The 23088-nt window shown below is 70.3% G+C and carries 22 protein-coding genes and 3 pseudogenes; 9 read left to right on the top strand and 16 right to left on the bottom strand.

Annotated features, from left to right (window positions below; genetic code table 11):
* Window positions 1–74: 74 nt before the first annotated feature.
* On the top strand, window positions 75–1733 hold the full coding sequence (locus PV796_RS20235) for a Stk1 family PASTA domain-containing Ser/Thr kinase (protein WP_274914706.1): 1659 nt from the start codon (window positions 75–77) through the stop codon (window positions 1731–1733).
* Between the two features lie 78 nt (window positions 1734–1811).
* Here the strand turns inward: PV796_RS20235 and PV796_RS20230 are convergent, their stop codons facing one another.
* From PV796_RS20230 to PV796_RS20215, 4 genes and pseudogenes are all read right to left on the bottom strand, one after another.
* Window positions 1812–2372: a bacterial proteasome activator family protein gene (locus PV796_RS20230; protein ID WP_274914705.1), complete on the bottom strand. Its 561-nt coding sequence runs from the start codon at window positions 2370–2372 to the stop codon at window positions 1812–1814.
* A gap of 219 nt (window positions 2373–2591) precedes the next feature.
* Entirely contained in the window at window positions 2592–3410 is an 819-nt protein-coding gene (locus tag PV796_RS20225) for a hypothetical protein (protein WP_274914704.1), read from the bottom strand.
* A 150-nt stretch (window positions 3411–3560) separates the two neighbouring features.
* Window positions 3561–4538 (bottom strand): NAD(P)H-quinone oxidoreductase, encoded by a 978-nt coding sequence (locus tag PV796_RS20220; protein ID WP_274914703.1) that lies wholly within the window; start codon window positions 4536–4538, stop codon window positions 3561–3563.
* A gap of 109 nt (window positions 4539–4647) precedes the next feature.
* A pseudogene (locus PV796_RS20215) lies at window positions 4648–5388 on the bottom strand (potassium channel family protein); the annotation flags it as partial.
* A 21-nt stretch (window positions 5389–5409) separates the two neighbouring features.
* On the opposite strand from PV796_RS20215, the gene PV796_RS20210 reads away from it, so the two are divergent.
* Window positions 5410–5658 carry a hypothetical protein gene (locus PV796_RS20210; RefSeq protein WP_274914702.1) on the top strand — a complete coding sequence of 83 codons (249 nt, stop codon included), beginning with the start codon at window positions 5410–5412 and terminating at the stop codon, window positions 5656–5658.
* 148 nt (window positions 5659–5806) lie between these two features.
* Window positions 5807–6244: a recombinase family protein gene (locus PV796_RS20205; RefSeq protein WP_274914701.1), complete on the top strand. Its 438-nt coding sequence runs from the start codon at window positions 5807–5809 to the stop codon at window positions 6242–6244.
* Here PV796_RS20205 and PV796_RS20200 read toward each other — a convergent pair.
* The 4 genes from PV796_RS20200 to PV796_RS20190 form a co-directional block, all read right to left on the bottom strand.
* A complete protein-coding gene (locus tag PV796_RS20200; RefSeq protein WP_274914700.1) occupies window positions 6186–6494 on the bottom strand; it encodes a hypothetical protein in 309 nt (102 codons plus the stop codon). The two genes, PV796_RS20205 and PV796_RS20200, sit on opposite strands and share 59 nt — an antisense overlap.
* Window positions 6491–6730 carry a DUF7848 domain-containing protein gene (locus tag PV796_RS42390; protein ID WP_446750610.1) on the bottom strand — a complete coding sequence of 80 codons (240 nt, stop codon included), beginning with the start codon at window positions 6728–6730 and terminating at the stop codon, window positions 6491–6493. Before PV796_RS42390 ends, PV796_RS20200 begins: the two co-directional genes overlap by 4 nt.
* 202 nt (window positions 6731–6932) lie before the next feature.
* Window positions 6933–7352 (bottom strand): ATP-binding protein, encoded by a 420-nt coding sequence (locus PV796_RS20195; protein WP_274914699.1) that lies wholly within the window; start codon window positions 7350–7352, stop codon window positions 6933–6935.
* A gap of 156 nt (window positions 7353–7508) precedes the next feature.
* Window positions 7509–8708, bottom strand: a complete 1200-nt coding sequence (locus PV796_RS20190; RefSeq protein ID WP_274919138.1) for a helix-turn-helix domain-containing protein — start codon at window positions 8706–8708, stop codon at window positions 7509–7511.
* A gap of 119 nt (window positions 8709–8827) precedes the next feature.
* Here PV796_RS20190 and PV796_RS20185 point away from each other — a divergent pair, with 119 nt between their 5' ends.
* The 5 genes from PV796_RS20185 to PV796_RS20165 all read left to right on the top strand — a co-directional run bounded on the left by PV796_RS20185 (window position 8828) and on the right by PV796_RS20165 (window position 13449).
* Complete coding sequence (locus PV796_RS20185; protein ID WP_274914698.1) at window positions 8828–9325, top strand: NUDIX domain-containing protein; 498 nt, start codon at window positions 8828–8830, stop codon at window positions 9323–9325.
* A 232-nt stretch (window positions 9326–9557) separates the two neighbouring features.
* On the top strand, window positions 9558–9926 hold the full coding sequence (locus PV796_RS20180) for a type VII secretion target (protein WP_274914697.1): 369 nt from the start codon (window positions 9558–9560) through the stop codon (window positions 9924–9926).
* Window positions 9927–9932: 6 nt separating this feature from the next.
* The gene (locus PV796_RS20175; RefSeq protein ID WP_274914696.1) at window positions 9933–11570 is read left to right on the top strand and encodes an alpha/beta hydrolase; all 1638 of its coding nucleotides are present in this window, start codon (window positions 9933–9935) and stop codon (window positions 11568–11570) included.
* Between the two features lie 276 nt (window positions 11571–11846).
* Window positions 11847–12161 carry a hypothetical protein gene (locus PV796_RS20170; RefSeq protein WP_274914695.1) on the top strand — a complete coding sequence of 105 codons (315 nt, stop codon included), beginning with the start codon at window positions 11847–11849 and terminating at the stop codon, window positions 12159–12161.
* A 286-nt stretch (window positions 12162–12447) separates the two neighbouring features.
* Window positions 12448–13449, top strand: coding sequence for a potassium channel family protein (locus PV796_RS20165; protein WP_446750693.1), 1002 nt, complete (start codon window positions 12448–12450; stop codon window positions 13447–13449).
* 32 nt (window positions 13450–13481) lie between these two features.
* On the opposite strand, the pseudogene PV796_RS20160 reads toward PV796_RS20165, so the two are convergent.
* The 6 genes and pseudogenes from PV796_RS20160 to pdhA form a co-directional block, all read right to left on the bottom strand.
* Window positions 13482–13889, bottom strand: a pseudogene (locus PV796_RS20160) (potassium channel family protein); the annotation flags it as partial.
* Window positions 13886–15415 (bottom strand): molybdopterin molybdotransferase MoeA, encoded by a 1530-nt coding sequence (locus PV796_RS20155; RefSeq protein WP_274914693.1) that lies wholly within the window; start codon window positions 15413–15415, stop codon window positions 13886–13888. The pseudogene PV796_RS20160 and the gene PV796_RS20155, both read right to left, overlap by 4 nt.
* Window positions 15412–16320 (bottom strand): NTP transferase domain-containing protein, encoded by a 909-nt coding sequence (locus PV796_RS20150; RefSeq protein ID WP_274914692.1) that lies wholly within the window; start codon window positions 16318–16320, stop codon window positions 15412–15414. Before PV796_RS20150 ends, PV796_RS20155 begins: the two co-directional genes overlap by 4 nt.
* A 54-nt stretch (window positions 16321–16374) precedes the next feature.
* On the bottom strand, window positions 16375–17775 hold the full coding sequence (locus PV796_RS20145; protein ID WP_274914691.1) for a dihydrolipoamide acetyltransferase family protein: 1401 nt from the start codon (window positions 17773–17775) through the stop codon (window positions 16375–16377).
* Window positions 17775–18809 carry an alpha-ketoacid dehydrogenase subunit beta gene (locus PV796_RS20140; protein WP_274914690.1) on the bottom strand — a complete coding sequence of 345 codons (1035 nt, stop codon included), beginning with the start codon at window positions 18807–18809 and terminating at the stop codon, window positions 17775–17777. Before PV796_RS20140 ends, PV796_RS20145 begins: the two co-directional genes overlap by 1 nt.
* Window positions 18806–19999, bottom strand: a complete 1194-nt coding sequence (gene pdhA, locus PV796_RS20135; RefSeq protein WP_274914689.1) for a pyruvate dehydrogenase (acetyl-transferring) E1 component subunit alpha — start codon at window positions 19997–19999, stop codon at window positions 18806–18808. The genes PV796_RS20140 and pdhA overlap by 4 nt, the downstream gene beginning before the upstream one ends.
* 240 nt (window positions 20000–20239) lie before the next feature.
* Between pdhA and PV796_RS20130 the strand changes: the two are divergent.
* Window positions 20240–20760: pseudogene (locus PV796_RS20130) on the top strand (Lrp/AsnC family transcriptional regulator).
* 200 nt (window positions 20761–20960) lie between these two features.
* Here the strand turns inward: PV796_RS20130 and PV796_RS20125 are convergent.
* Window positions 20961–21551, bottom strand: coding sequence for a TetR/AcrR family transcriptional regulator (locus PV796_RS20125; RefSeq protein WP_274914688.1), 591 nt, complete (start codon window positions 21549–21551; stop codon window positions 20961–20963).
* A gap of 17 nt (window positions 21552–21568) precedes the next feature.
* Window positions 21569–23074 (bottom strand): 3-hydroxyacyl-CoA dehydrogenase, encoded by a 1506-nt coding sequence (locus tag PV796_RS20120; protein WP_274914687.1) that lies wholly within the window; start codon window positions 23072–23074, stop codon window positions 21569–21571.
* Window positions 23075–23088 lie beyond the last annotated feature (14 nt).

Here is a 23088-nt window from a genome sequence, read left to right as displayed (position 1 = left end):
GGGCAGACTTGGCTGCGGAATTCTAGATTTCGATCGCTAGACACAGGGCCCTGCGCCCAGGGGGAAGCGGAACGATGAGCCAGGACGGCGCTCAGGGCCAGTTCGGGGGCCGTTCGGTCGGCGGTGGACGTTACCAGCTTCGTGATCTTCTCGGCGCCGGCGGCATGGCCTCCGTCCACCTCGCCTACGACAGCGTGCTGGACCGCGAGGTCGCGATCAAGACGCTGCACACCGAGCTCGGCCGCGAGCAGGCGTTCCGCGAGCGCTTCCGCCGCGAGGCGCAGTCAGTGGCGAAGCTCACGCACACCAACATCGTCTCGGTCTTCGACTCCGGCGAGGACGAGCTCGACGGCGGCATGGTGCCGTACATCATCATGGAGTACGTCTCCGGCCAGCCGCTGCGTTCCGCGCTCGACGCCGACATCGCCCAGCACGGCGCGATGCCGACCGACAAGGCGCTGAAGGTGACCGCCGACGTGCTCGCCGCGCTGGAGGCGAGCCACGAGATGGGCCTGGTCCACCGGGACATCAAGCCGGGCAACGTCATGATGACCAAGCGCAACGTCGTCAAGGTCATGGACTTCGGCATCGCCCGCGCCATGCAGTCCGGCGTGACGTCGATGACGCAGACCGGCATGGTCGTCGGCACCCCGCAGTACCTCTCGCCCGAGCAGGCCCTGGGCCGTGGCGTGGACGCCCGCTCCGACCTGTACTCGGTCGGCATCATGCTCTTCGAGCTGCTGACCGGTCAGCTCCCGTTCGACGCGGACTCGCCGCTGGCCATCGCCTACGCCCACGTCCAGGAAGAGCCGCCGGTCCCGTCGAGCATCAACCGCTCGCTGCCGCCGGCGGTGGACGCGCTGGTCGCCCGGGCACTGAAGAAGAACCCCAACGACCGGTTCCCCACGGCCGAGGCGATGCGGGACGAGTGCCTGCGGATCGCCGGGTCCGGGCAGTCCGGGGCGACGCCGCTGATCATCAGCGGGGGGCCGCGGGCCCGCACCAGCGGGGCCTCGGTCTCCTCCGCGGTGTTCCCCACCGCCTCCGGCAACCCGCAGGCGCCGGTACCGCCCAACGTCCAGCAGCCGTACCAGCCGACCCAGCCGGCCTTCGGCCCGTCGACGCCGCCGCCGGTCAACAACGCCTACCCGACGCCCGCCCCGGGTCCGGCCCCGACGCCGGCGCCGTTCGCCAACGCCGGCTTCCAGGCCCCGCCTCCGCCGTTCCCCGGGCCGCCCGCGCCCCCGGTGGCGAGGGGAATGCCGCCGGCGCGCCCGCGGAAGAACAACAGCCCGGTGATCATCGTGGCGGCGGTGGTGGGCGTCATCGTGGTCACCGCGATAGCCGTAGGCATCGGTCTGAGCGCCGGATCCGACGGCGGCAGCGGCGGCACCGACAACCCGACGCCCGGGTACTCCTACTCCTCGCCCACGTCGAACGTCCGCCCCGAGGACAAGACGGCGACGGTCCAGACGTCCGAGTGCACCAACCCGACGCCGAGCTACAGCGAGAAGGGCAAGGTGCTCTTCCCCAACTTCAAGTTCAAGAACCTGGAGTCGGTCAAGCAGTGCATCGAGGCCGCCGGCTGGAAGTACAAGGTGGTCAGGGAGGAGAACGACGGTATCTGGGGCAAGAACACCGTCACCGACCAGACCCCGGCCGCCGTCAGTTGGTGGAACCCACGCAGCAACGACACCATCCGGCTGACCATCTCGACCGGTCGCAGCAACTGACGCCAGCGTCCCCCTGACAACGGGAGGGGCCGGCACGCGGGATGCGTGCCGGCCCCTCGGCCGTTCCGGGAGCTGCGATCAGAGGTACGGGCCCGACCGGGCACCGTCGTGACCGGGCTGCTCCGGGTGGCCCTCCATGGGGGCACCGGGCGGCAGCGCGCGGCGCATCTGCTCCAGCTGGGCACGGGCGGCCATCTGCTGGGCGAAGAGCGCGGTCTGGATGCCGTGGAAGAGGCCCTCCAGCCAGCCGACCAACTGCGCCTGGGCGATCCGCAGTTCGGCGTCGGTGGGCACCGACTCATCGGTGAAGGGCAGGGAGAGCCGCTCCAACTCCTCCACCAGCTCGGGCGCCAGCCCGTCCTCCAGCTCCTTGACCGAGCTGGCGTGGATCTCCTTGAGGCGCACCCGGCTCGCCTCGTCGAGGGGAGCCGCCTTCACCTCTTCCAGCAACTGCTTGATCATGCTGCCGATGCGCATGACCTTCGCAGGCTGCTCGACCATGTCCGTCACCGGAATCTCACGGGGTTCGTCGTCCCCGTCCCCGCCACCGGAGCCGGCGCTGCCGAGCGCCATGCCGTCCGGGCCGACGACCAGGACGTGCTGGTTCTCCTGCGACCGTTCGTTCATCGGCATATCCATGCCGCCATTCTCTCGTACGACGGGTCGGAACAGTGGTGCCCTTGGCAGAAGGTGATCCACCCGTCTCCGGAGGGTCTCTTGCACCTCGGACGGAACACCGACATTCACCCAGGCACACGGGACTTTCGCCGCACCGCTTCACTTCACACGGCACCGCGGAATACCGACCGTTTCACGTGAAACGGCGAGGCTCGATGGCGTTTCACGTGAAACGAGGGCTCAGCGGCGCCGCAGCCGAAGCCCCAGGAACGCGAGCCCCAGGCCCGTGAGCGTCATCCCCGCCCCCATCGGCAGGACCCGTTCGACCCGGGTCCCAGGAACATCGAGGGCGTACGGGCTGGCTCCCGGTTCCGGACCGGCCGCGGTGTGGTCCGGCTCAGGTGCGAGCGAGGGCGCCCGCCGGTGGTGGGCCGGAGCGGGGGCGTCGGCGAGGTCGCGGGGGCGCGTGGGGGACGGCCGGGTCGCCTCGTTCGCGGCCCGGCCGGAGCCCGACGGAGCCGGGGACTCGTCATCGTGCCGCGCCGGAGCGGGCCGGCGGGGCGCATGCCGGGCGGGGGCGGGAGCAGGAGCGGAGGCGCGGGGAGGCGCGGACGGCTCGGCGGCGTCCGCGTCCGCGGAGTCGTCCGTGACGTACTCCTCGGCGTCCGCCGCCGGGTCCGGACGCCAGGGGAAGTGCGGGCCGAAGAAGTGGTGCGGGTGGTGGTGTCGCGGCTCGTGGGCGAACGGCCCGGCGGGGTCGTTCGGAAAGCCCGGCAGGGTGCCGGAGACTCCGAGGACGATGTCCGGGAGGTCCCGGAAGTCGTCGGCACCGGGGAGGTCCGGCAGCCGTTCCGGGGCGTCGGGATACTGCTCCTCCAGGCGATCCTCGGCCAGCGGGGGATCCGCCGCGAAGTCGTCCAGCGGCTCATCGGGGCGGGCGGCCGGGGTGGCGCGGAGGTCGGCGGCCAACGCGGGGCCGGCGGTCATGGAGACGGGCAGCGCGGTGGCGACCACCAGCAGACTTGAGGCAATGCGCGTACGGAACCCTGGAGCGACCACGGTGCCCCTCCCGTGCCGAGCCGTCGAGTGACGTGCCCAGCGTCACACAGCGGTTCGACCGCGGCATCTCGGGCAGGTCGGCCGAGTGACCTGCCGGCACGGGGAGGGGCGGGGGCGATCAGCGGCCCCGGAGTCGACGGGCGGGGCGGCTCAGACCGTCAGAATGACCTTGCCGATGTGCCCGCTGGCGTCCAGGACACGGTGCGCCTCGGCGGCCTCCGCCATCGGCAGGGTCCGGTCCACGATCGGGCGGACCTGGCCGTTGCCGATCAGCGGCCAGACGTGCTCCCGGACGGCCGCGACGATGGCCGCCTTCTCGCTCACCGGACGGGCCCGCAGACCGGTGCCGGTGATCGCGGCGCGCTTGGAGATCAGCGCGGCGAGGTTGAGCTCGGCCTTCACGCCGCCCTGGAGCCCGATGATCGCCAGCCGGCCGGCGACCGCCAGCGCCTTGACGTTCCGCTGGAGGTACTTGGCGCCGATGATGTCGAGGATGACGTCCGCGCCCTTGCCGTCGGTGGCCTTGCGGATCTCCTGGACGAAGTCCTGCTCGCGGTAATCGATGAGGATGTCGGCGCCCAACTCCGCACAGCGGGCCAGCTTTTCGGGGCCGCCCGCGGTGACCGCGACCCGGGCACCGACAGCCTTGGCCAACTGGATCGCCATCGTGCCGATGCCGCTGGCGCCGCCGTGCACCAGCAGCGTCTCGCCGGGCCGCAGGTGCGCGATCATGAAGACGTTCGACCAGACCGTGCAGGCGACTTCGGGGAGCGAGGCGGCCGTGACGAGGTCGACGCCGGGCGGCAACGGCATCACCTGGCCGGCCGGGACGGCGACCTTCTCGGCGTAGCCGCCGCCGGCGAGCAGCGCGCACACCTCGTCGCCGACGGCCCAGCCGTGCACGCCGGGGCCGACCGCCGCGATCCGCCCCGAGCACTCCAGGCCGGGGTACGGGGAGGCGCCGGGCGGCGGGTCGTAGAAGCCCTGGCGCTGGAGCAGGTCGGCGCGGTTCACGGCGCTGGCCGCGACCTCGATCAGGACCTCGCCCTCGGCGGGCTGCGGATCGGGCACTTCGGCCCAGACGAGGGCTTCGGGGCCACCGGGCTCGGGGATGGTGATCGCTCGCATGGGCGCGAGGCTACTCGCCGACCGGCCACGGGGGCGAAAGGGCGGGGCGCGGACACGTTCTCCGCATAGCCCCCGGGATCCGACGCGCGCCCGCCCCGCCGACGCTCCGTCAATCGTCCGCCGGGCGCATCGGGGAGACCCCGGTGCCGGGCAACGTCGGCTTGGCGGACGGCTTTCCGGGGACGTCGGACTCCTCCGGCGGCGCGGCGCGGACGATGGTGATCAGCCGGTCCGCGGTCTGCAACGGGCTCGCCTTCGGGTCGTCGTAGCCCAGCAGCCGATGGCCGCGCAGCACGGAGACGACCAGGTCGTCGGTCTCCCGGACGGACTTGCCGACCTCGGACTTGATCACCGGCCGCTCCACCAGGTCCAGCCCGCTGCCCTGTTGGATCAGGTCCTCCATGACGACGCCCGCGCTGGGGCTGTGCACCGACAGTCCCAGCAGCCGGCCGGCGGCACTGGCCGAGGTGATCACCGCGTCGGCGCCGGACTGGCGCAGCAGGGGCGCGTTCTCCTCCTCCCGCACGGCGGCGACGATGGTGGCGCGCTTGTTGAGCTGACGGGCGGTCAACGAGACCAGGACGGCGGTGTCATCGCGTTGGGTGGCGATGACCACCTGGTGCGCGCGCTGGATCTCGGCCCGCAACAGCACGTCGCTGCGCGTCGCATCGCCGACCACCCCCGCGAACCCCTCGGCCACCGCGGACTCGACCACCTTGCTGCTGGGGTCGACGATGACGATCCGCTCCCGGGGCAGTCCCGTGGCGCACAGGGTCTGCACGGCGGACCGGCCCTTGGTCCCGAAGCCGACGATGACGGTGTGGTCGCGCAAGGCGTTTCTCCAGCGTTTTGACGAAAGTAACCTAAGCCCATGGACAACGAGCCTGTGCAGATGGCCCGTTGGGGCGATCTCAAGGGACAGAACTGGGCCGGTCTCGTCCGTCTGTCCCTCGAAGTCGACGAGGAGTCCACCGCTACTGAGAACGACGCTACCGACAATGCGAAGGCCAAGCCCACCTTCTGCCCCATGACCGGGCGGGACATCAAAGGCCGCGACGAGCAGGAGAAGGGCAACTGCTCGTTCGTGGAGTCACGGGGCGGGCGGTACGTCTGCACCTAAGAGGAACCGGACACCAGCGCGTGGAAGCGGAAGCGCGTCCGCCTGCCCAACGGGGAGATCGGCTTTCGCGTCGTCCGTCCCGTGTTCGAGGGGTCGCTCGAAGACCTCAAGCGCGAGATCACGCCGAACGGCCAGCGAAATCGACGGATTGATCGTCACCAACCTCGACCGGCTCGCCCGCGACAATCGGCACCTCGAAGACGCGATCGAAGTCGTCGAGAACTTCGGACGCCCGATCATCGACTCCACCGGCTCTCTCGATCTCCTGACCGGCAACGGCCGTACGGTCGCGCGCATCGTGACTGCCACCAACGGCAAGCAGTCAGCCGACACCGCGCACAGAGTGGCCCGCAAGCACCGTGCGCCGCAGCAGGTAGGAATCCCGGCGGGTGGCACCGGGGTTCGCGATCGTGGGCCCCAGCCGGACCACCCCGCGCCTGCCAAGGTTTCAGGGGTGGTCCGGTATGACGTCTGTGGTTATTGTGCGCGAAGTGAGCACCATCCCCAGGAGGGTTGGCACGCTCCTGTCAGTGATCTGCCGCCGTTCGCCGTCGCAGCAGCGCCCGGTACAAAGCGCCGGGCTTGATCCCGAACTTCGCCGCGATCTCGTCACGCGTCACGCCGCCGGAGCGCAGCCGTTCGTACTCAGCCACCGCCCTACGTGTTGCCGAGTCCGGGCGCGCCGTTCCCCGCAGCGGAACCTCATGACGCCGAAGCAGGTTGTAGAGCGCCCACGTCGAGATCGCGAACCGCTCCTCCAGCCGCTTCACAGGCAGACCCTCGTTGTACAGCGCGATGATCTCCGTCGCCCGCTGCTCATGCTGGTCAGCAGTCATCGCCGAGCCCCTCCCACGAGGGAAGCCCGGAAGAACGTCGTAACCGCGCACCGGAAGTCGGTGTGCCCCGTCTGCTCCGCGTGCCGCAAGCACCACGCATCCGGCCCATCGGCCGTGACCGCCGGGCTGGACTTCTGTCCGCAGGTCATGCACTGGTGCTTATAGATCGACCCGCTGTCCGAAGACTCGACGTCCAGGCCCCAGTTCGCGACATGCCAGGTCTCGGTGGTCGCCATCACCGCCGCCCCCACCCATCACGGCGCACGGCCAGCTCTTCCCCGGCATCGATGCTGAGCGACGGGCCCTCCTTGAACGTCAGCACCGCCAGAGGGCGCCCCGACGACCGAACGCCAGACCGGACCCCCTTGACCTCTCGCCACCGGCCGCCGACGCAGACCACGTCGCCACTGCGAACCTTCAGCACGGACAACCGCGCCATCACGCCTCACCTCCGTCGGGGGCCGCAACGACGGCCCACACCAACTTCCCGATGCCGCCGTCCCGCACCTCCGTGCCCCAGCAGGCAGCCAGCGCAGCAACGATCGTCAGGCCCCTGCCACCGTCGGCGTCGACGTCGGGCACACAGGGCTGCGGCCAGCTCTGGGCAGCGTCATGTACTTCGATACGAACGCCGTGTGGCTCCCGGGAATACCGCGTCTCGATCTCCCGGCCGCGGGAACCTTGGGCATGGCGCACTGCGTTGGTCAGCAGCTCGGACAGCACCAGGAGGGCATCGTCGGAGACCTCGGTCAGCCGCCACCGGACGAGCACCTTGCATAACTCGGCACGGGCCAGCGCGACGCAGCGTGGATGCCGCGCCCAGCGGCTCACCACCGGCCGACCTCCGGTCCTGGCCACGCTTCTTCGGGTGAGGGTGACCGTCGCCCTGCGATCCACCGTCGCACACCGCCTTCCAGACGCCTACGGGACGTCGAACGGTGAGAAGGTAGGCCCCCAAACACGAGCGGACTCGGAAGATAATTCCGGGTCCGTGATTTTCTTCTTGGTCTCGTGCTAGGCGATCGCCCCTAGGGCCACGGCGAGTTGCTGCGCGTCCCGCCGATGCGTGCGCTTGTGCAGCCTACGCGCCAGGTCCCGGGCGAACTCATGAGCCTTCATCTGCTCCGGCGCGGTCCTATAGGCCCGCTTCAGATTGTCCACCGCGTCATCGGTCTGTCCAGCCTCCCCGTAGGCCCGAGCGACGTCGAGCCGCAGCCGCGCCCGTCGTTCCTTGGGAAGCCCGACCGCCCGCACCGTGGGCGCTATGTCGACGGCCCGCTGGTAGTCCTCGAACTCAAGGGCGGTCGCAAGCCGGTGGATGCCCACGTTCGCCGGACCGAAGGCGGTCCACATCTCGTTGCCATCCGCGCCCAGCCGCTCGGCCGCTTCGTTCGCCTTGCCGAGCATGTACGTGGTCATCTCGCGGTTTCTCATCCGGGCGGCGGCGATGGAGCCGTTGAGGAACAGCGTCCCGTACAAGGAGAGCGCCACCGGGGAGGACTCCCACCAACCGCGCTCCAAGCCGTCGGCACTGTCCAGAGTGCTCTTCACTGCTTCCGCCGCCAGGTTGGCCCCGAGCTGCACGTGGGCGATCCCCCGCCGCAAGGACAGGATCGCAGCGGTGTCACCCGACTCAAGCGCCGCGATCTCGCCTTGATCCGCCGCCGTCCACGCCAAGTTGGTCTCGCCCAGCTTCCGGAGCAACGCCGCCGCGACGTGACACGCCAGGGCGAACAGCCTTTGCGCCGCACGGCGTTCGTCACCCGACGCCTCGTTCATCGCGGACCGCGCGTCAGCCAGCAGGCGGGGCAGCCGGTCAGCCAGCGAGGCGAACTCCCCAGCCTGATACAGCTCCCACGCGGTCCCGACCTCCATCTCCAGGAGTCCCAGCCTCAGCGGTTCCCTGTTGGTGATCAGAGAACCGGCCAGCCGCCGGGACTGCATGAGCGCGGCCCGGATGGCGGGCACACTGGCCGCGAACCCGTCGCTGTCCTCCAGCAGCACCGGCGTTCCTTGCAGGTCCTCAAGGTGTACCCGCAGCGCATCAGCCAGATCCGCCAGCATCTTGACGTTGTTCACGGGAATCCGGCCGGTCTCGACCCGGTACACCCAGTCCTCGGATCGCCCCAGCAGCTCGCCGAGTTGGCGCTGCTGCACGCCCCGGCGCTTGCGGTAGAACCTCACGCGCTTGCCGAACTCAAGATGGTCAGTCATGCCGCGCACGGCCGCCCTCCCCTCGCTCTGCCCCACCGAGTGTCACACGACGTGCATAACGAATGACAGGGTTCGAGGCATCTCTCGCCTGCGGGGCAGAGGTCGTTAGGGTCGGCGACATGGCCGAGAACGAGCACGAGCAGCGCATGGCAACTCCCCGGATGGCAGCGGGCGCGCTGTTCTTCGACGACCAGGACCAGGTCCTGTTGGTCAAGCCGTCCTACAAGCCGAAGTGGGAGATCCCGGGCGGGTACATCGAGCGAGGAGAGTCACCCTTGGCCGCCTGCCGACGGGAGGTCGAGGAGGAGCTCGGCATCACTCCGGCCATCGGGCCGCTGCTGGTCGTCGACTGGGCCCCGAGCGAGGCCGAAGGCGACAAGGTCCTGTACGTGTTCGACGGCGGGCAGCTATGCCCCGAGCAACTGGCCAGGATCAATCCCGCTTCTGACGAGTTGCTGGCTGCCGAATTCCACCACGCAGACAAGCTCGATGAACTCTTGATCCCGCGACTTTCCCGGCGCGTGAAGGCCGCTATCACGGCCAGGGCCCTGGCGCACTCCGTGTACCTGGAACACGGCGAGCTACCCAAAGACGAGCGAGACCCCGCCACGCCCTGAACGAGACAGAAGGTGATGGGTAGCTTCTCTTCCGAAGGGTTGTGAGCAGCTCCAGCAACCAGGGACTCGACAACTGCAGCGCAGTGAAGGCCGACTGGCACAGTATTGGCCGGATGTAGCCGTTTAGGTGAGTTCTGGAGTCATCGCGTACGTGTCAGACTGTCCACGCCTGAGGGGCGCTTGACAATGCTCCCTCACGGACTCAGGAGAAAACGGGGAATCGGGGGGAACTTTGTCGACCACCAAAGTCAAGCCAACTGCGCTTCGCTCGGCCGCTACCCATAGCGAAGAGATGCAAGCCGGCATAGGAACTGCCCTTGGGAGCCTGAACGCACAGCACCAGGGCATAACGGGGCAAACAGAGGGGTTCGAATTCGTTGGGGAACTGATGAAGACTCATCAGTCTTGGCATGATCGACTCATCGACGTCCAGAAGGAGTGCGGCGAGGTCGCACGCTCGCTCAGGGACACTGCGGACAACTACGAGAAGAACGACGAGACAACCGCCCAGTCGTTCACCCGGCCTGCTGCCGGGAACAACTCTGTCTCCATCCGCCCAGCGATGCAGAGCACCGCCAACCTCGACAATCCCTTTGGATAATTCTCGATGACTCTAACCGTACAAGTCCTCCAGAACCTCCGCCTTTCCGCGCTGGAAGGTGCAAAGGAAGAATGGGCGCAGATCAATCGTCGACTCGGGGGCTATTCTGACCGACTCGACGCATACATGCGCCGCCCACTGGAGCGTGAATGGTCCGGAGAGGCAGCCGATAAGGCACAGCAGCGCATGAGCAAACTAGGCGAGAACTTCCAGTTCGGCGCCCAGGAATGCGCGCTGATCGAGACAACGTTGGACGGGGTCATCACGGAACTTCGAGCGCAGCAAAAGGCGCTTGATCAGGCATTGAACGAAGCCACCACGAAGGGCTACAAAATTGCGCCGACCGGTGAGGTTATCTACGCCGACGAGGGCGACATACCCACCGGTGACCCTGACGCAGGAGTGCCGGCAAAGGAGCAGGAGCGGCGCGGCCTTGAGGGCAACATATTCTCCGTCTTGCGCAATGCTGCGGAGATAGATGCTCGCTATCGAGTTGCCCTGTCGAGATTGCAGGTCGCCCGAGGGCTTGCCGTAGACGGCATGAAGTCACAGCGGGACGCCTCGGACATTTCCAAGATCGCGGGACCGGCCGTCGGGCTTGAATCGGCTCCAGCGAAGGGGACGGACCCGAAGAAGGTCCGGGACTGGTGGAACGGTCTAAGCAAGGAGGAGCAGGAGGAGCAGCTGGCACTGAATCCGATCATTATCGGAAACCTAGACGGGATACCCGCAAAGACTCGCGATAAAGCCAATCGAGTTAATCTCGACAGGTTGATTGCCGCGTATCCGGACCCTGCGCCGAACGAGGTGAAGGACAAGCACGACGGCTTCAAGGCGATCAGAGAGCGCCTAGAGAACGGCGATGGGAAAGAGCCGGAACCGCTTCTGCTCGGCATCGGACCGGAGGGCCAGGGACGAGCCATCCTGTCGTATGGGGATCCCGACACAGCGGACAATGTCGCCGCCTACGTACCTGGTTTCAGCACCACACTCGCAGATGTGGGAGGAGAGGACGGAGGGCGCGCCGAGAATGTCTGGGATTCCGCGAATAAGGCAGATCATCGACAAAAAACTGCCTCGATCGTCTGGCTTGGATACGATGCGCCGCAAGGTCCTGAAGTTGCGGGAACAGGGCGAGGTGAGCAGGGCGGGGCGGACTTCGGAAAATTCCTGGACGGCATCCAAGCGACCCATCATGGAGACCGCCCACACGTTACGGCGATCGGGCACAGTTATGGTTCGTTCACGGTGGGCCAGGCAGCTCAGCGCGAGGGAGGAATCCCTGCCGACGACATCATCCTCGTAGGAAGTCCAGGCACGGGAGCACAGAAGGCCGAGGACCTTGGGGTCGGCGCGGACCATGTGTGGGTGGGAGCGGCTGATAGCGATCCTGTCACCCATGCACCTTCCAAAATCGAATCAAGTTTTGGCGTCATAGCTCACCTTGCCGACCCGCATGAATTGTGGTTCGGACAGGATCCAGCCAGCAAGGAGTTCGGCGGAAATCGATTCGGTGTCGCATTCGGAAACCCAGGGGACTCTCATTCTAATTACTTTAAACCCGAGGGTGGCGACTCCTTGGACAATATGGGCGCAATCGTGACCGGTCATCCAGAAAAGGTCACCTTGCAAGGGGAGCGCTGAAACATGATGACTCGACGAAGGTTTCCCGTATCGACTGCTAGCACGATCCTTGCAACCAGCCTCCTTGGAGGTTGTTCGGCCCTACCAGGAGATACCCCCGAGCCAACCATTAATGTGAATCAGGCCGTCAAGCAAGTCAACTCCGTCCTAGATGGAACTGTCGACGCAGTCCGCCCTCAACTCAAGTGGCGAGACGGCCCGGCTCAAATATCGGAGCGCAGGAACTCGTTTACGAATAAGGCAAATGGCCAAGTAGACGTTGGCAGGTATCGGTATGTGCGCACAAAGATCTCACAAAAGAAATTGACCGAGCTGCTTGCAACGGTCACCAAGCATTGGCGCAAGGAGGGGTTCAAGATTGCCGCATCGAACCCCCGAGAGCCTTCAATTTCCGGCAAGACAGCGGATGACCGATTTGCAAAATTCTCGGTGAGCAGCTTCGGCGACGTCGAACTCTACGCCAGCGTTGGCGCCCTGTCTTCCGAGCGCAGTGGTGACGTAAAAGGAGAGGAAGGCGACCACTTTCCTGGGGCACCCAACGGAGGTCCGGACTACACCCCAGATGTGCGGGACCCCTACTGGTCCAAGTGACGTCGACGCCCGGTGTGCATGCGGATGTCGTACACACGGGGGTCGACGGTTGGGTCGTCCGCGTCGCGGCAATCTGAACAGGACATAAAGGCGGCCTGATACCTGAAGATAGCCGTATGTCTTACGCGCGAAACGCCGCAGAGCCGGCCGGTCAAGGGGAGCCGACCACATGAGGGAAGATCAGCGACCGTCCCGTGGTGCCGCACGGGGCTCCATTCTCCGCTCCCTCTGGTCGCGTGCGCGCGGCCAAGCCGAGAAGGACACCGAGGCTGACCGGGCCATCGTGATGCCCCTGCAAGGCGTACGGCCGCCGCTCCGGCAGGTCATGCGACGCCTTGTCATGGCCCTCGTGGTTCTGGTGATCACGACGTTCGTCGTGTGGGCGGACCGCGACGGGTACCACGACAACGCCGGCGGGTCCGTTGGCTTGCTCGAAGCGGCGTACTACGCGACCGTGACACTCTCCACCACGGGATACGGCGACATCACACCAGTCAGCGACGGTGCGCGACTGACCAACATCCTGGTCATCACGCCGCTCCGCGTGCTGTTCCTGATCATTCTGGTCGGTACCACGCTGGAGGTGCTGACCGAACGCACTCGGCATCAGGTCCGGGTCCATCGCTGGCGGTCCCGGCTTCGAAACCACGTCGTCGTCATCGGGTACGGCACCAAGGGCCGTCGCACCGCTCAGACCTTGGTGGGCCAGGGCGTGTCCAAGCACAAGATCGTGGTGGTCGACCCCAAGAAGCAGATGGTGGACGTGGCCAGCAGTGACGGGTTCGTGGGTGTGCTCGGCGACGCGACCCGTTCCGACATCCTGCGCCAGGCCGAGCTGCATCGGGCCGCAAAGGTGGTCATCGCCACCCAACGGGACGAGACCGCCGCCCTGGTAACGCTCACCGCACGCCAACTCAACAAACAGGCCGCCATCGTGGTGGCGGTCCGGGAAGACGAGAACATCCCGTTGTTGAAGCAGAGCGGTGCCGACTCCGTCATCACGAGTTCCAGCTCCGCGGGTCGGCTGCTCGGCATGTCGATGGCCAGCCCAAGCGCGAGCACGGTCCTGGAAGACCTGTTGACCTTCGGCAGCGGGCTGGACATCACTGAACGGGCGGTTACGGAAAGCGAGGTGGGGCGGTCCCCGCGCGAGTCCAGTGACCTGGTCGTGGCCGTCCTACGCGGGGGCAGGGTGCTGGACTACGCCGAGCCGGAGGTGGCGGAGCTTCGACCGACGGACCGGATCATCACCATTCAGCGGGCCGTGGCCAACGGCCATGACGCCTGAAACGTTGTGGTGCATCCGGCGAAGTGTTGACTCCAGCGTTTCAATTGCCACTGCTCGCGGGTGCGTTCGGTCAGCACCTCCAGCGTGGTGCCGACCAGGATGATCAGGAACAGCACACGGAGCGGGGTCACCAGCAGGATGTTGGTCAGCCGGGCACCGGAGCTGTAGGGGACGATGTCGCCGTATCCCGTGGTGGAGAGCGTGACGGTGGCGTAGTAGAAGCAGTCGAGCAGGTCGAGGGGGCCGCCGGCGTTGTCGTGGTACCCCTCGCGGTCGATCCAGACGATGAAGACCGTGGCGACGAGGACCAGCAGGGCCATCAGCAGCCGGCGGGCGACCTGCCGTATCGGGGCCTTCGGGGCGCGGCGGGGCAGCAGCACCCGGTGGGAGCGGTCCTGGGGGATCTCGCGCGCCGCGGCGTCGTGGGACGGGAGCTTCACGCGGTGCCTCCGGCGGGGGCCGCGGGGTCGTACGGGGTGCCGGGGGTCGGCGAGGTGGCCGACCAGCCGGCGGGCCAGGGGAGTTCGAGGAGCTCCACCTCCGTGCCGCGCTCCGCGCCGCCCGGCGGGATGACCGCCAACGCGTCGGCGGCGGCGATCCCGCGCAGCATGGCGGGCCCGTGGAAGTGCAGCGGCGCGGCCGTCTGCCCGCGCCGGGCGTCGTCGCGGTAGGCGACCGGGACGAGCCGGGTGTCGTGCGGGTGCCCCTGAACGGTGGCCGCCAGCGGCAGGCGGCAGGGCGTGGCGGGGCAGCGGGCGGCGAGCGTGCGGAGCAGCGGTTCGGCGAGGGTGAGCAGGCCGGAGACCGCGGCCAGCGGGTTGCCGGGGAGGCCGACGAGGTGGCGGCGCGGGGCGAGGCGGGCCAGCAGCATGGGGTGGCCGGGCCGCACCGCCACGCCGTCCACCAGCAGTTCCGCGCCGAGCCGGCGGAGGGTGGGGTGCACGTGGTCGACCGGGCCGGACGCGGTGCCGCCGGTGGTGACGATCAGGTCGGCGGTGGAGGCGGCGAGGGCGTCGTGCAGCGCCTCGGCGTCGTCGCCGAGGTGCCGGGGGGCCGCCGCCTCGGCGCCCAGCGCCCGCAGCCACGGGACCAGCATCGGGCCGAGCGCATCGCGGATCCGGCCGCCCTCCGGCAGCCCGCTGCGCAGCAGTTCGTCGCCGAGGACGAGCACCTCGACGCGGGGCCGGGGGTGGACGGACAGCTCGTCGTAGCCGGCCGCGGCGGCCAGGCCGAGGACGGCGGGGGTCACCGGCGTGCCGGCGGCCAGCAGATGGTCGCCGGCCCGGCACTCCTGGCCGCGCGGGCGGATGTCCTGGCCCGGGGGCACCGGCCGCGGCGCGTACAACCGGGCTCGGCCGTCGGGGAGTTCGAGGACCTCGCCGTGTTCGCTGCGCAGCACCGCGGTGGCGCCGGCCGGGATGCGGGCGCCGGTGGCGATGGGGACCGCATGGCCGTCGGGGAGCGCCAGGGTGGTGGCGTGGCCGGCGAGGATGCCGGCGCCCCGGCCACGGTCGGCGTCGTCGGACGCGGTGGCGTCGACGCGCCACGGGCCGGGGCCGGCGACCGCCCAGCCGTCCATCGCCGAGGTGTCGAACGACGGCAGGTCGGTGAGGGCGGTGAGGGGGACGGCGAGCGTGCGTCCGAGCGCGTCGGCGAGGTCGGCCGTCCCGGGGGCGGGCGGCTGGCGCACGGCGCGTTCGGCCTGCTCACGGGCCGCGGGCCAGGGCGTATGGGGGTGGTCGGAGGGCCGCGCGCCGGGGTGGGGCGGGGTGGCCGCGGACGGCGCGGGGGCGCCCGGCGCGGTGTGCCCCGCCTCGTGGGGGCCGGTGGGGCGGTCCGGGTCCGGGTCGCCTGCGGAGGCGCCGGGCGGCCGGTCGGCGCGGCCGGACCGTTGGTGGGCCACCGCGGTGTCGTTGGCCAGCGCGAGCGCGTCGGCGAACTCGTCGCTGTACTCCCGTCCGGTCATTGCGCGGGCTTCGCTTCGTCATCCGGGGCGCCGGCGCCGGCCGCCCGGGCCTCCTCGGCCGCGGCCTCGGCGGCCCAACGGTCGGCCAGCGCGGAGGCCCGCCGCGCCAGTTCCGCCACGTCGCCGCCCTGCCGGCCCGCCGCGTAACCGATCAGGAAGGTCGTCAGCGGCGCGGCCGGGCGGGCCACGCCGTGGGCCGCGTCCCGCGCGAGGTCGAGGAGTGCCGCCGTGTCGACATCGAGGTCGATGCCGAGTTCGGCCTTGACTGCCGTGATCCATTCGTCCAACACGTGTCCATGCTCCCTGATCCGGGCACGTGCCGTACCGATGTCCTCCCAGGTGTCGCAGTCGAAGGACGCGGCGGAGGCGGTGTCCGGGACGCGGGCGAGCGCCAGTACGGACAGCAGGGGGCGCAGCGGCAGGCCGCCGAGGGTCCCGTCGTGGGCGGCGCGCAGCCGGTCCAGCGCGCGGCGCAGCGGGGCCGAGCGGTAGGCGGCGACCAGCGGCTGGTCCCGTCCTTCCGCGTCGCGCAGCAGCGCGCCGTCGCGGTGCGAAGTGCCGTCGCCGGCCGCCGCGTTGAGGAGGTCGCGCACGGTCGCGGACGTCAGGAACGGCAGGTCGGCGGAGAGGACCAGCACCGTGGGGGCGGTGGTGTGCCGCAGCCCGGCGTCCAGCGCGGCGAGCGGGCCGCCGCCGGGCGGGTCTTCGAGGGCCTGGACCACCGGGCGGGCGGTCGGGCGCGCGGGGCCGACGACGACGGTGGTCGCGGCGTCGGGGCAGGCGGCCAGGACCCGGTCCAGGAGGGCCCGGCCGCCGACCGGCAGGGCGGGCTTGTCCGCCCCGCCGAGCCGCCGGGCCGCGCCGCCGGCCAGCACGATCGCGTCATGGTCGGTGTGGTCGCTCACCCCTTGAGTATTGCCGGGACGGCGGGCTCGTACCGCCGTCCCGTCGCCCGACGGTCACAGTGCGCGCAGCAGCAGGGCGGGACGCTCCACGCAGTCGGCGACATGGCGCAGGAAGCCGCCGGCGGTGCCGCCGTCGCACACCCGGTGGTCGAAGGTGAACGAGAGCTGGACCACCTGCCGCACCGCCAACTCGCCCTCGTGCACCCAGGGTTTGGCGGCTATGCGGCCGACGCCGAGCATCGCCGCCTCCGGGTGGTTGAGGATCGGGGTGGAGCCGTCGACGCCGAAGACGCCGTAGTTGTTCAGCGTGAACGTGCCGTGCGAGAGCTCGGCGGGGGACAGCTTCCCGGCGCGGGCGGCCTCGGTGAGCCGGGCCATCTCGGCGGAGAGCTGCTCGACCGTGCGCTCCTGGGCGTCCCGCACCACCGGCACCACCAGGCCGCGGTCGGTCTGGGCGGCGAAGCCCAGGTGGACGGCGGGGAGCCGGACGATCTCCTGGGCGTCGGTGTCGATGGTGGCGTTGAGCTCCGGATAGCGGGCGAGCGCGGCGGTGCAGATGCGGGCCAGCAGCGCCAGCAGCGACACCTTGGGGGCGCCGGGGACGTTCATCGCGGCGCGGGCGGCGAGGAGTTCGGTGGCATCGGCGTCCACCCAGCAGGTGGCGTCCGGGATTTCGCGGCGACTGCGGCTGAACTTCTCGGCCGCGGCGCCGCGCAGGCCCTTGAGCGGGATCCGCTCCTCTCCGGGGACGGGGGCTGCCGCCGTACCCGTGGGGCGGGCGGGGCCGGCCGGAGCGGGCTCCCGTTCGCCCAGGGTCCGGATCGCGGACTCCACGTCCGTACGGAGGATCAGGCCGTCCCGCCCGGTGCCCCGGATGGCGCGCAGGTCCAGGCCGTGCTCCCGGGCGATGCGACGCACCAGGGGCGAAATGACGGCCGTGGTGCGGGCGTTGTCGTCCTGCGTGATACGGGAGGGGGCGTTCGCCGTGGTGAGCGCGGGTGTGGCGGGCCGCGCCGCGGGGGCCTCCGGGCCCGCGGGCAGGATCCGGCGCCGCCGGCCGGCGGATTCGCTCGTCCCGTAGCCGACCAGGACGTTCCCCGAACCGGCGTCCGCCGGCGCGGCGCGCTCCGCCTCGGGGCCGGAGGGCGGCGGCTGCGGGGCGATGGCCGGGCCGCCGCCGGTGGCGTTCCCGGCGAGGTCGTTGGGTGCCGCGCCGACCGCGACCGTCACCAGGGGCGCTCCCACGGGGACTTCGGCCCCCGCCTCGCCGAAGCGGGCGGTGACCACCCCGCCGTACGGGCACGGCACCTCGACCATCGCCTTGGCAGTCTCGACCTCCACCACCGGCTGATCGACGGCGACCACCTCGCCGACCTCGACCAACCACTGCACGATCACCGCTTCGGTGAGGCCCTCCCCCAGGTCGGGCAAGGTGAACTCGCGTACCACGGCCATCACGCACCACGCCCTTCGGTCCACCGCGACTCCCACTGGAGGCGGGCGACGGTATCCAGGATCCGGTCCACGCCGGGGAGGTGGTGCCGCTCCAACATGGGCGGCGGGTAGGGGATGTCGAAGCCGGCGACGCGCAGCACCGGCGCCTCCAGGTAGTGGAAGCAGCGCTCGGTGATACGGGCGGCGATCTCGCCGCCGGGGCCGCCGAAGCCGTTGGACTCGTGCACGACCACGGCCCGCCCGGTGCGCCGCACGGACTCGCACACCGTGTCGTCGTCGAACGGCACCAGCGTGCGCAGGTCGAGGACCTCCAGGTCCCAGCCCTCGGCGCGGGCGGCCTCGGCGGCCTCCAGGCAGACGGGCAGCGACGGGCCGTAGGTGAGGAGGGTGGCGCTGCTGCCGCGGCGGCGGATCTCGGCGCGGCCTATCGGGGCCACCGGCGTGGGCGCGTCCGGTGACCAGTCGGCCTTGCTCCAGTACAGACGCTTGGGTTCGAGGAAGACCACCGGGTCGTCGGAGGCGATGGCGGCGCGCAGCAGCCCGTAGGCGTCCTCGACGGTCGCGGGGGTGACCACCTGGAGGCCGGGGGTGGCGAGGTAGTACGCCTCGGAGGAGTCGCTGTGGTGCTCGACGCCGCCGATGCCGCCGCCGTAGGGGATGCGGATGGTCAGCGGCATGGCGACCGCACCGCGGGTGCGGTTGCGCATCTTGGCGACGTGGCTGGCCAGTTGCTCGAACGCCGGGTAGGCGAAGGCGTCGAACTGCATCTCCACGACCGGCCGCAGCCCGTACATCGCCATGCCGACGGCGGTGCCCAGGATGCCGGCCTCGGCGAGGGGGGTGTCGCTGCACCGGTCCTCGCCGAACTCCTGGGACAGGCCGTCGGTGACCCGGAAGACGCCGCCCAGGGCGCCGACGTCCTCGCCCATCACATGGACGGCGGGGTCCTCGGCCATGGCGTCGCGCAGCGCGCGGGTGAGCGCCTGGGCCATGGTGGCCGGCTTGCGCGCGGTCGGTGCGGCGGTGGTCGTCATGGCCTGGCCTCCTGGGCGGGCGTCGCGGCGCCGGCGGCGGTCTCGGGGTGTCCATCGGCCTCGGCGTCCAACTCGGCGCGCAACTGGGCGGCCTGTTCCCGTAGTTGACCGGTCTGCCGGGTGAAGACGTGGTCGAAGAGGTCCATCGGGTCCAGCGGCGGTTCGGCGTGCATCCGCTCCCGGAGGGCGGCGGCGAGCTGCTCGGCGTCGTCCCGGGTGGCGGCCGCGAACTCCTCGGTGAGCAGACCGCGTTCGGTCAGCGTGCGCTCCAGAAGGGCTATCGGGTCGTGCGCCCGCCAGCTCTCGACCTCGGAGTCGGTGCGGTAACGGGTGGCGTCGTCGGCGTTGGTGTGGGCGTCGAGGCGGTAGGTGATGGCCTCGATGAGGGTGGGGCCGCCGCCCTCGCGGGCCCGGCGGACCGCGTCGGTGAGGACCTCGTGCAGCGCGGGGGCGTCGTTGCCGTCCACCAGGCGGCCGGGCATGCCGTAGCCGACCGCCTTGTGGGCGAGGGACGGGGCGGCGGTCTGCTTGTCCAGCGGCACGGAGATCGCGAAGCCGTTGTTCTGCACCAGGAAGACGACCGGGGCCTGCCAGACGGCGGCGAAGTTGAGCGCCTCGTGGAAGTCGCCCTCGCTCGTGCCGCCGTCGCCGACCAGCGCCAGCGCAACCACCTCGTCGCCCTTGAGGCGGGCGGCGTGCGCCAGGCCCACGGCGTGCGGGAGTTGGGTGGCCAGCGGGGTGCACAGGGGGGCGATGCGGTGCTCGTACGGGTCGTACCCGGTGTGCCAGTCGCCCCGGAGGAGGGTTAGTGCCTGCACGGGATCGAGGCCGCGGGCGACGGCGGCGAGGGTGTCGCGGTAGCTGGGGAAGAGCCAGTCCCGCTCCTCCAGGGCGAGGGCCGCGGCGACCTGGCAGGCTTCCTGGCCCGTGGACGACGGGTAGACCGCCAGGCGACCCTGTCGCGTCAGGGCGGTGGCCTGGGTGTTGTACCGACGGCCGCGCACCAGCTCGGCGTAGAGCCGCTTCAGCAGGTGCGGGTCGAGCCGGGCGGCGGCGTCCGTGCCCAGAAGGCGGTAGGGCTCGGGGTCGGGCAGCAGGGGCGTGGGATCGACGCGCGGACGCCAGGCGGGCGGCGGGCCGGTCGGGCCACTGGTGTGCCTGCTGCTGCCGGGCTGCTCAAGGACCGTCATGACGGGCACCTCCTCGTCATCGAAGGGGTGGCGCGATGCGCCTCACGGGCGGACTGGGCTGCCTCCCCCGCGGTGTCTGGGGAGGTCGGGCATGGCGCGGATGTCGGGCGGGTGAGCCCTTCCCTACCGATTGTTCGGTCGCTGATGCATTTTGGCTACAGGCGGGTTCAGCCTGTGGACAAACGGTTCTCCACAGCTTCTGATGAAGGCAGAGAGTCCACAAAGGGGAGGCGGGACGACATGCCGGACGAACAGATGGTCAATCCGGGCGGACCCTCCCGGCGGCCCCCGCCCCCGCGCCCCCGGCCGCCCGCCCCCTCGACACCATCGACCGCGCCATCCTCCGGCTGCTGCGGACCGACGGCCGGGCCTCGATACGCTCCGTCGCCGAGCAGGTGCACGTCTCCCGGGCGAACGCCTACGCACGGATCAACCGGCTGCTCGACGACGGCGTCATCCGCGGCTTCAGCGCCCTCGTCGACCAGGAAAGGGCAGGCCAAGGCGCTTCCGCCTACATCACGTTGAAGATCGTGCAGAACTCCTGGCGGACCGTGCGCAGGCAACTCACCGCGCTGCCCGGAGCCGCCCACATCGCGCTGGTCAGCGGCGACTTCGACGTGCTGCTCCTGGTGCACACCAGGGACAACCGCGAGCTGCGCGAACTGGTCCTGACCCGGATCCAGTCCATACCGGAGGTGCTGAGCACCCGCACGCTGCTGGTCTTCGAGGAAACGGACCTGGGGCTGGAGGAGGAGGGGTGAGGTGGGGGTGGGGGTGGGGGTGGGGAGGCGGCTTTGGGCTCGGCGGGGCCGGGGCTCTCCCCCGCCCCCTCCCCCCTCTCCCCCTTCGGGGGAGGGGGCGGGGGTGGGTTCGGGGGTGGGAGGGGGAGGCCGCCGCCACGCAACCCGCCCACCCAACAACCCCAGTTCAGCGCCCCCGCCCCTCAGTCCTCCCCAGCCCCTCAGATCTTCCGCAGCCCCGCGAACGCCGTCTGCACCACGGCCTCCGCGACCTCATCGCGGCTCGCGGCGCCGCCCCGTCCCGGCCGGTACCACTCGACGATCGAATTGATCATGCCGAAGAGGAGACGCGTGGCCAGCCGGACGTCCAGGTCGTCCCGGAGGTCCCCCTCGGCGGCGGCCTCCTTGAGCAACTCGGCGACCCGGTTGTCGAACTCGCGGCGCCGCTCCACGGCCCACCGCTCGGTGTCGGTGTTCCCCCGCACCCGCAAGAGCAGCGTCACATACGGCAGTTCGTCCATCAGCACCTCGGCCTCCCGCCGGGTGACGTACTCCAGCCGCTCGATCGCCCGCCCCTCCTGGGCGCCCGGTTCCGCCAGCACGCCGAACAGCCCGTCCAGGGCGCGGCTTATCGCGCGGCGGAGCAGCTCTTCCTTGCTGCGCACGTGGTGGTAGATCGACGACTTGGAGATGCCGGCCGCTTTGGAGAGGTGCTCCATGGACGTGCCGTCGTAGCCGCGCTCGATGAACACCTCGACGGAGACCGCGAGCAGCGAATCGGGCGTGTAGGCGTCGCGCTTGGCCATGGTCATGATTAGAGCACCAATTCCTAGAGGTCCGCACGGCGCCGCAGCGCCCGGGACGGTACGTAGCGTCCTCCGGCATTCTGTCCGTGCAGGGAGTCCAGCACCCCACAGACCCAGGGGGCACCGAGTCGATCGGCCCATTCCATGGGGCCGCCGGGGTAGTTCACCCCGAGCCGCATCGCCGTGTCGATGTCCTCGGGTGTCGCGACGCCCCGGGCGGCGGCGTCCACGGCGAAGTCGATGACCATCGCGACGGTCCGGGCGACGATCATGCCGGGGACGTCGTCGATCACGCTGACCCGTTTACCGAGCGCCTGGAAGAGGCCCGCGGCCTCGGCGAGATCCGCCGCGGAGGCGCGCGCCGAGGGGGCGAGCGCGACCCGGGTCGCGGCCCGGTAGTCGAGCGAGAGGTCGAAGCGGATGACCGCGTCCTCGCCCCGGACCGTGGCCGGGGAGCCGTTGGTCAACGCCAGACGGGCCCCGCCGGGCAACCGGAGGAAGCCCTCGGGCTCCCCCGGCGCGCGACCGTCGGTGACCTCGACGCCGGCCTCCTCGATCAGCTCGCGCAACGCCGCCGCGGGGCCGGGGAGTTGGCCGTGCACGGCCACCGAGGAGGGGACGGGTCCGGGCCCGGCGGTGCTCGGTTCGGGCCGGCCGGCGCCCTCGGCGTAGTCGAACCAGCCGCGTCCCGTCTTGCGGCCGTGCTGACCGGACTCCACCAGCCGGCGCTGCGCCAGGGAGGGGGTGAACTTCGGGTCCTGGAAGAAGGCGGTCCACACCGAGTGGGTGACCGCTTCGTTCACGTCCTGCCCGATGAGGTCGGTGAGTTCGAAGGGGCCCATCCGGAAGCCGCTGCCCTCGCGCAGGACGGCGTCGATGGTGGCGGGGTCGGCCGCCCGCTCCTCGTAGGCGCGCAGGGCCTCGGCGTAGAAGGGGCGGGCGACGCGGTTGACGATGAAGCCGGGGGTGTCGGCACAGTGGACGGGGGTCTTGCCCCAGGCCGCGGCGGTGGCGTGGGCGGTGGCCGCGGCGGCCTCGTCGGTCGCGAAGCCGCTGACCACCTCGACGAGGGGGAGCAGCGGCGCGGGGTTGAAGAAGTGCATGCCCACGCAGCGGCCGGGATTCCGCAGGCCGCCGGCGACCGCGGTCACGGACAACGAGGAGGTGTTGGTGGCCAACAGGCAGTCCGCCCGGACGACGTCCTCCAGGGCGCGGAACAGCTCCTGTTTGGCGGGGAGTTGCTCCAGGATCGCCTCGACCACCAGTGCGGCGTCGGCGAGTTCGGCGAGGTCCTCGGCGGGGGAGAGGCGGGCGCCGGCGGCGTCCCGCTCGGCCGCGAGGATCCGGCCTTTCTCCACCAGCCGGTCCAGCCGCCGGACGATGGCCTCGGCGGCCTGCCCGGCTCGGCCCGGGGCGCTGTCATAGAGCCGCACCCGGTGCCCGGCGACCAGCGCCACCTGCGCGATTCCCTGCCCCATGGTGCCGGTGCCCACCACTGCCACGGTGCTGCCCGTGCCGATAGCCGTCATCGCAGCCGATCCTC

It is taken from the genome of Streptomyces sp. WZ-12, assembly GCF_028898845.1.
Lineage (GTDB): Bacteria > Actinomycetota > Actinomycetes > Streptomycetales > Streptomycetaceae > Streptomyces.
This window is presented reverse-complemented; position numbering and strand designations above follow the sequence as displayed.